Annotated in this window: 1 protein-coding gene and 1 rRNA gene; one reads left to right on the top strand and one right to left on the bottom strand. The window is 50.3% G+C overall.

The features are described 5' to 3' along the window. Window positions 1–351: hypothetical protein (locus ACW5W4_RS18900; RefSeq protein WP_456690415.1), on the top strand; the 351-nt coding region annotated here is incomplete at its 5' end. Between the two features lie 2 nt (window positions 352–353). Here ACW5W4_RS18900 and ACW5W4_RS18905 read toward each other — a convergent pair. Further along, a 16S ribosomal RNA gene (locus ACW5W4_RS18905) occupies window positions 354–431 on the bottom strand; the annotation flags it as partial.

The raw sequence follows: 431 nt of genomic DNA on the forward strand, positions 1-431 counted from the left end.
GCCGTGAAAGGGCGGTGTCCTAGGCCTCTAGACGAAGGGGACAAAACGTCCGCTTTCGATACTTCGTATCGAAGACGTTTTGTAAAGGCGATGCTGAGCCTGCGAAGCGAGCGGCATTATTTGCCGACACAAGCAGACCAACTGCCTTTAGCGCTGTTCGTTGTTATTGCTAACTCTGAGTCGGGTAACGACTTGCGTCATTATTCACATCCCAACCCAACGAACGGGCTTCTCTCGTTTGGCTTTCACCAAACAAGCACTGACGCGACATCACTGGCGCATCAGGTCTTTGCTCTAACTACTTTGAATCAAGGCAATCTGTGTGAACACTCAACAACTTCGACATCTTAAGGTAAGGAGGTGATCCAACCCCAGGTTCCCCTAGGGTTACCTTGTTACGACTTCACCCCAGTCATGAATCACACCGTGGT

The sequence above is a fragment of the Aeromonas crassostreae genome (genome assembly GCF_054052445.1).